Source organism: uncultured Thiodictyon sp. (assembly GCA_903837595.1).
In the GTDB taxonomy this organism is placed as follows: domain Bacteria; phylum Pseudomonadota; class Gammaproteobacteria; order Chromatiales; family Chromatiaceae; genus Thiodictyon.
Genome location: CAILVI010000515.1, coordinates 1 through 5,265, shown reverse-complemented (window position 1 = coordinate 5,265; position 5,265 = coordinate 1). Strand labels below are relative to the sequence as shown.

The 5,265-nt window shown below is 65.8% G+C and carries 4 protein-coding genes and 1 pseudogene; 1 reads left to right on the top strand and 4 read right to left on the bottom strand.

The window, feature by feature from the left end:
- Nucleotides 1-35: 35 nt before the first annotated feature.
- The 4 genes from lptF to QZY44_RS31155 all read right to left on the bottom strand — a co-directional run bounded on the left by lptF (nucleotide 36) and on the right by QZY44_RS31155 (nucleotide 3,627).
- Nucleotides 36-1,151 (bottom strand): LPS export ABC transporter permease LptF, encoded by a 1,116-nt coding sequence (gene lptF, locus QZY44_RS31170; RefSeq protein WP_295456809.1) that lies wholly within the window; start codon nucleotides 1,149-1,151, stop codon nucleotides 36-38.
- 44 nt (nucleotides 1,152-1,195) lie between these two features.
- Nucleotides 1,196-1,678: a cyclic nucleotide-binding domain-containing protein gene (locus QZY44_RS31165; protein WP_295456807.1), complete on the bottom strand. Its 483-nt coding sequence runs from the start codon at nucleotides 1,676-1,678 to the stop codon at nucleotides 1,196-1,198.
- Nucleotides 1,679-1,847: 169 nt separating this feature from the next.
- Nucleotides 1,848-2,330 carry a cyclic nucleotide-binding domain-containing protein gene (locus QZY44_RS31160; RefSeq protein WP_295456806.1) on the bottom strand — a complete coding sequence of 161 codons (483 nt, stop codon included), beginning with the start codon at nucleotides 2,328-2,330 and terminating at the stop codon, nucleotides 1,848-1,850.
- A 115-nt stretch (nucleotides 2,331-2,445) separates the two neighbouring features.
- A complete protein-coding gene (locus QZY44_RS31155) occupies nucleotides 2,446-3,627 on the bottom strand; it encodes an aminotransferase class I/II-fold pyridoxal phosphate-dependent enzyme (protein ID WP_295456804.1) in 1,182 nt (393 codons plus the stop codon).
- Nucleotides 3,628-3,851: 224 nt separating this feature from the next.
- Between QZY44_RS31155 and QZY44_RS31150 the strand changes: the two are divergent.
- Nucleotides 3,852-5,265: pseudogene (locus tag QZY44_RS31150) on the top strand (hypothetical protein); the annotation flags it as partial.

Genomic DNA, 5,265 nt, shown 5'->3' with positions numbered 1-5,265 from the left:
GCCCCCAGGCCGCGACGAAGGCACCCGCGGTTCTCTCAGGCCGCCGCCGGGACCCGGTGCCGGAGGCGCTCACGCAGGCCCCGGTACCACAGGGTCTCAGGCAACATCACCAGATAGACCAGGGCCACGACCAGCAGCTGATACCAAAAGCTCGTCAACCACAACGGGGTTGTACCGTTCTCCAGCCAGGTCTCCGCCAATTGCTGCAGGTTGAAGAAGGTGAAATAGGCCAGAAAGGCGAGCACGAGGCGACCGGTGGTCTTCTGTCGGGGTGAAATCGCGATCAGGGGGACCGCGACCAGCAACAGCGTAAAGATCGCCAGCGGTGCGGCGATACGGTGCTGCAATTCGCCCTGGGCCGCGGGGTCCGGGGATGCCAACAGGACGCGGGAGGGGACCGTGGAGTTCTTTTTTATCCCGGTCGGCTCTGGCCCCTGGCCATCGATCCGCAACAGATATTCGCGGAACTCCCCGATCATGTAATCGCCCTCCCCCGCATTGCCGTCGAAGCGGTGCCCATCGTTGAGCGTAACCAAATGGTCCCCGGTGGTCTGCTCCACCCGGTGGCTACCGGTATCACTGACGACGAGCTGCGTCTTCTTGCCTTGTCGCGAGAGCAGAAAAACCCGTTCGAGCCGCTTTTCCTTGGTGATGGAGCCGACATAGATGATCGACTGGCCGTCATCCTCGACATAGAAGCGCCCGGCCTGCAGCCCGGCGACCTGGGTGGCCTGATCCTTCTGCGCAAGCCGGATCTCCGCGATTCCCGCCGACGCCCAGGGCTGCAGGATCAGGGCGAACAAGCCCGTAACCAGCGCCACCGGCAGCGCCAGCAGGAAGAGTGCCCGGTACAGCCGCCGCGGCCCGATACCGCAGGCATTGAGTGCCACCAGTTCGCTGTCGCGGGCCAGGCGGCCCAGCCCCCCCAGGGCGGCGAGGAAGAATGACGGCGGCAGCAGGGTCGAGGTATCGCGGACCAGCTGCAGACCCAGAAAGCGCAGTACCAAGTCGGCGTTCAACGCACCCAGGCTTACCTCTTCCAGGGTCCGCAGAAAGAGCATGCTGGTGACGATCAGCATCAGCGTGATCAAGATCGCCAGCAGGGCTTTCCCGACTTCGCTGAGCAGGTAGCGGTCGACGAGCGGAAGCATCAGGCCGCGGCGCCGCAGTGGGAGCGCCAAACGCTCGCCGACCCTCAATAGGGCCCGCCGCTCTTCAGCAAATAATTGCGCAGCTGGATGCTCTCGTGGTTTGCGCGCGTCAGATTCGTGTGGGTGATACGAAAGAGTGCACGCATGACCCGGTACAGTAGCATTGGATGAGACTTGCCGAGCGCCTCGAAGGCGTCGGGCTCCAGGGTCAGGACGATGCTGCCGCCGGCCGCACGCAGCCAGGCCTTGCGCGCCGAACCGTCGACGAATGAACGGGTGCCGGCGCATTCACCGACGCGCATCTGATAGATGACCTCCTCGTGCTCGCGCACGATCTGGGAGACATTGAGCGCGCCCACGGCGAGCACGAACAGCGTGCGGCTGGCGTCCCCTTCGGAGACCAGCGTATCACCGTCGGACAGTATCGTGACCCCCATCTGATCGGCGAGCGCCCGCAGCTCGTCGTCAGCGAGTTCCGCGACCAGGGGGGAGCCGCGCAGCGCCTCCAACTTGTCTACTTGATTCATCGACTACCTCATGTTTGCAGCGCGAAGGACACGACGGACGCCCCGTCGGCCCGGCCAGACCCGGGTCCCCGGGAAGGCGCAGTTTAGCGCACCGCGCGCCGCGCGGGCGGTGCGGATCGTCCCGCAGGGGGGCCGGCGGTGCCGGTACTCAACGATTCCCAGCGGGCACTCAATAGCGCCCGCCGCTCTTCAACAAATAATTGCGCAGCTCGGCGCCCTCCAGATAGGTACGCGTCAGGTTCACATGGGCGACGCGGAAGAGCGCGCGCATGACCCGATAAATGATCCATGGATGGGTGTCGACCAGCGCCTCAAAGGCCTCGGGTTCCAAGGTCAGGAGGCTGGTCTCGCCGATCGCCCGCAGGCCGAATACATAGGCCACGCCATCGATGAAGGAACGGGCACCAACACACTCACCGGCGTGCATATGATAGATGATCTCCTCGGCGCCACCGATGACCCGAAAAAAGCTGAGGCCACCCGCAGCGACCGTGAACAGCGTCCGGCGCTCATCCCCTTCAACCACCAGCGTCTCGCCGTCGTGGAGCGTCTGCACCCCCATCTGATTCGCGAGCGCCTCAATCTCGGCCTCATCAAACTCCGCGGCGAGAAGGGAGTTACGGAGCGCGTCCAATTTATTCACTTCAATCATCGTTCGGTCACCTCTGGTGGCAGCGTGAAAGACATGACGGACGCCCCGCCCGGCGCGGCCCGCCTCCCTGGGCAGGCGCAGTTTAGCGCACCGTCACAGTCAACGGCAGCGCCGGTCATCCCCCGGCGGAAGTTCCACGATCGTTGCGCATTCCAGGATCGAGCGCCAGCGCGGCGCCCAGGTCCGCGATCAGGTCCCCCGCATCCTCGATCCCGACCGAGAGCCGCACCAGGGTATCGGTGACCCCCAGGCGGAGGCGCTCCGCGGGCGACAGGTTGGCATGGGTCTGCACCGCCGGGACCGTGATCAGGCTCTCCACCCCGCCGAAACTCTCGGCATAGGCAATCAGCGAAACCCCCGCGATCAGTCGCTCCAGGGTCGCGCGGTCCTGCACCTCGAACGACAGCACGGCACCCAGACCACTCGCGATACCCTTAAGGGTCGCATGCCCGGGGTCGCCCGGTAAGCCAGGGTAATGGACCCGTGTGACCATTGGTTGCTCCTGCAACCAGCGCGCGATGGTCAGTGCATTGCGTTGCTGCCGCTCCAGGCGCAGGCCCAGCGTCTTGAGCCCACGCAGCACGAGCCAGGCGTCCTGTGGCCCCAGCACCGCCCCCACCGCGTTCTGCAGGAACTTGAGCCGCCCGGCCAGGGCCTCGTCGCGCACCGTGACGACCCCGCCGATACAGTCATTGTGCCCGGCGAGATACTTGGACGCCGAATGCAGCACCAGGTCCGCCCCCAGCTCCAGCGGACGCAGCCAATAAGGGGTGAGCAGGGTGTTATCCACCACCAGCAGTACACCAGCCGTCCGCGCGATCCCCGCCAGGCCCGGCAGGTCCGGGACCAGCAGGCAGGGGTTGGACACGGACTCGACCAGAATGGCCCGGGTGTCCGGCCGCAGCGCCGCCCGATAGGCCGCCTGGTCCAGGACCGGGACATAGGTCACGGTCAGGCCGAAGGGGGCCATCACCTGATCGAGCAGCCGATAGGTGCCGCCGTAGCAGCCCTCCGCCACCACCAGGTGATCGCCCTGTTTGAACAGGCACAGCAGGGTGGTCAGGGCCGCCAGTCCGCTGGCGAAGGCGCAGGCCGCGGCGGCGCCGTCCAGGCCGGCCATCGCCTCCTCCAGTGCCGCCCGCGTCGGGTTGGTGGTACGGCTGTAATCGAAACCGGTGCTCTGCCCGAGTGCCGGGTGGGCATAGGTGGCGGTCTGATAGATGGGCGTGCTGATCGCCCCGGTGCGCGGGTCGCGCCCGCGTCCGGCCTGGGCCAGGAGGGTGTCGATATGGGGCATGGCGATTGGGAACAGGAGGCTGGAATTGGCTGCCCGTCTTGTATCACGTCGCGAATGCCGCCGCCTAGATCATGAACTGAAAAACCTTGGCGAGCTTGGCGAACTTGGCGCCTTGGCGTGACAACCGCTCGTCAACGCATCGCGTATTGACCAAGCCTGGGTGCTGGTCTACTTTTATTAAGAGTTTGTTTCGGTTTACGGAGTCATCACCAGGAGTCCGCACGATGAACACACGCACCTTCCCTGCCCCCGGCAAACTGGCCCTGGCGATAGCACTGGCCTTGGGCGGCCCCGCGGCCCAGGCGGCCGTGGATTGTTCGGTGACGGTCGGTCCCGATAACGGCGCTGGCGACACGCTGGGGACACTCAGTTGGGCGATCATGACCGCGAACAACGGCTCGGCCCCGAATACCCCCTATCCCAACGGCCATCCCGGCCACGGCTGCCCCGGCGATGTCATCACGCTGAAGACCGATGTCACGGTCCAAGGGGTGATGAAGCGCCTGATCGACAGCGATGTCACACTGCAAAGCGATGCCACCACCCGCACCATCGGCGGCGGCAACGCCTTGCGCCCAATGTTCGTCAAATCAGGCCGTGTAACGATCAGGAACCTGAAGTTGAACAATGGCCGGGCGCAAGGCGGCACAGGCGGAGATGGAGGTGGCGGGGCTGGTCTGGGCGGGGCACTGTTCATCTATGACGGCAGCGTCACGGTCGAGGCGGTGAATTTCAACGCGAACAACGCAATCGGCGGCACGACCAACTCGGGCGGCATGATGGGCGGCGGCGGAATGTTCGGCAGTTCCGGAGCCTCTGGCGGCGGTCTGTTCGGAAACGGCTCCCTCGGCGACGGCGGCTATGGCGGGACCGGTGCCTACGGTGGTTTCGGCGGCACCCGCTCACATCCGTCTGGCGGCTTCGGCGGCGGCGCCTACGGCAGCTTCGCTTGCTCCGGCAGCCGCGGCGGCTTTGGCGGCGGCGCCGGCGCTAACAACGGACTTGGCGGCGGCTTTGGCGGTGGCGGCGGCATAGTCGACTTTCAAATGTGCCCGAACAACGGCGGGAGCAGCCAAGGGGGCTTCGGCGGCGGCGGTGGCTACAACAGCCGTTCCTATGGGCGCGGCGGCTTCGGTGGCGGCAACGCGGCCGCCAGCAACGGTGCTCGCGGCGGCGGCGGCGGCGGCTTGGGCGGGGCCATCTTCGTGAAGCGGGGGACACTCGCCCTCAAGGATGTGAACTTCAGCGCCAACGGCGCCGTCGGCGGCCTGAGCGTCGCCCCCTCCAACAATGGTGCGGGTCTGGGCGGTGCCATCTTCATCTGCACCTCGTCGGAGTCCTGGATAGATTGCAGCGGTACGATCGATGAGGCCAACTCCTATCGCTTGACCTTCGATAACGGCACGGCGGCCGAGGGCCAACCGAACCTGTTTTGGACCCAGAGGGGACATAGCACGGCAGGAATCGGCGACAAGGGCCGCCAGAGCATCGCCTTCGGTGCGGCACCCAGTGTCTCGGTGGATGGCACCGGGACTGTCCTGGCCACCGACGGCGGCTCCGGCAATCCGATCACCTTCACCAGTCAGACGACCGGCACCTGTACCATCAACGGCAGTCTGGTCACCGGTGTCACCGCTG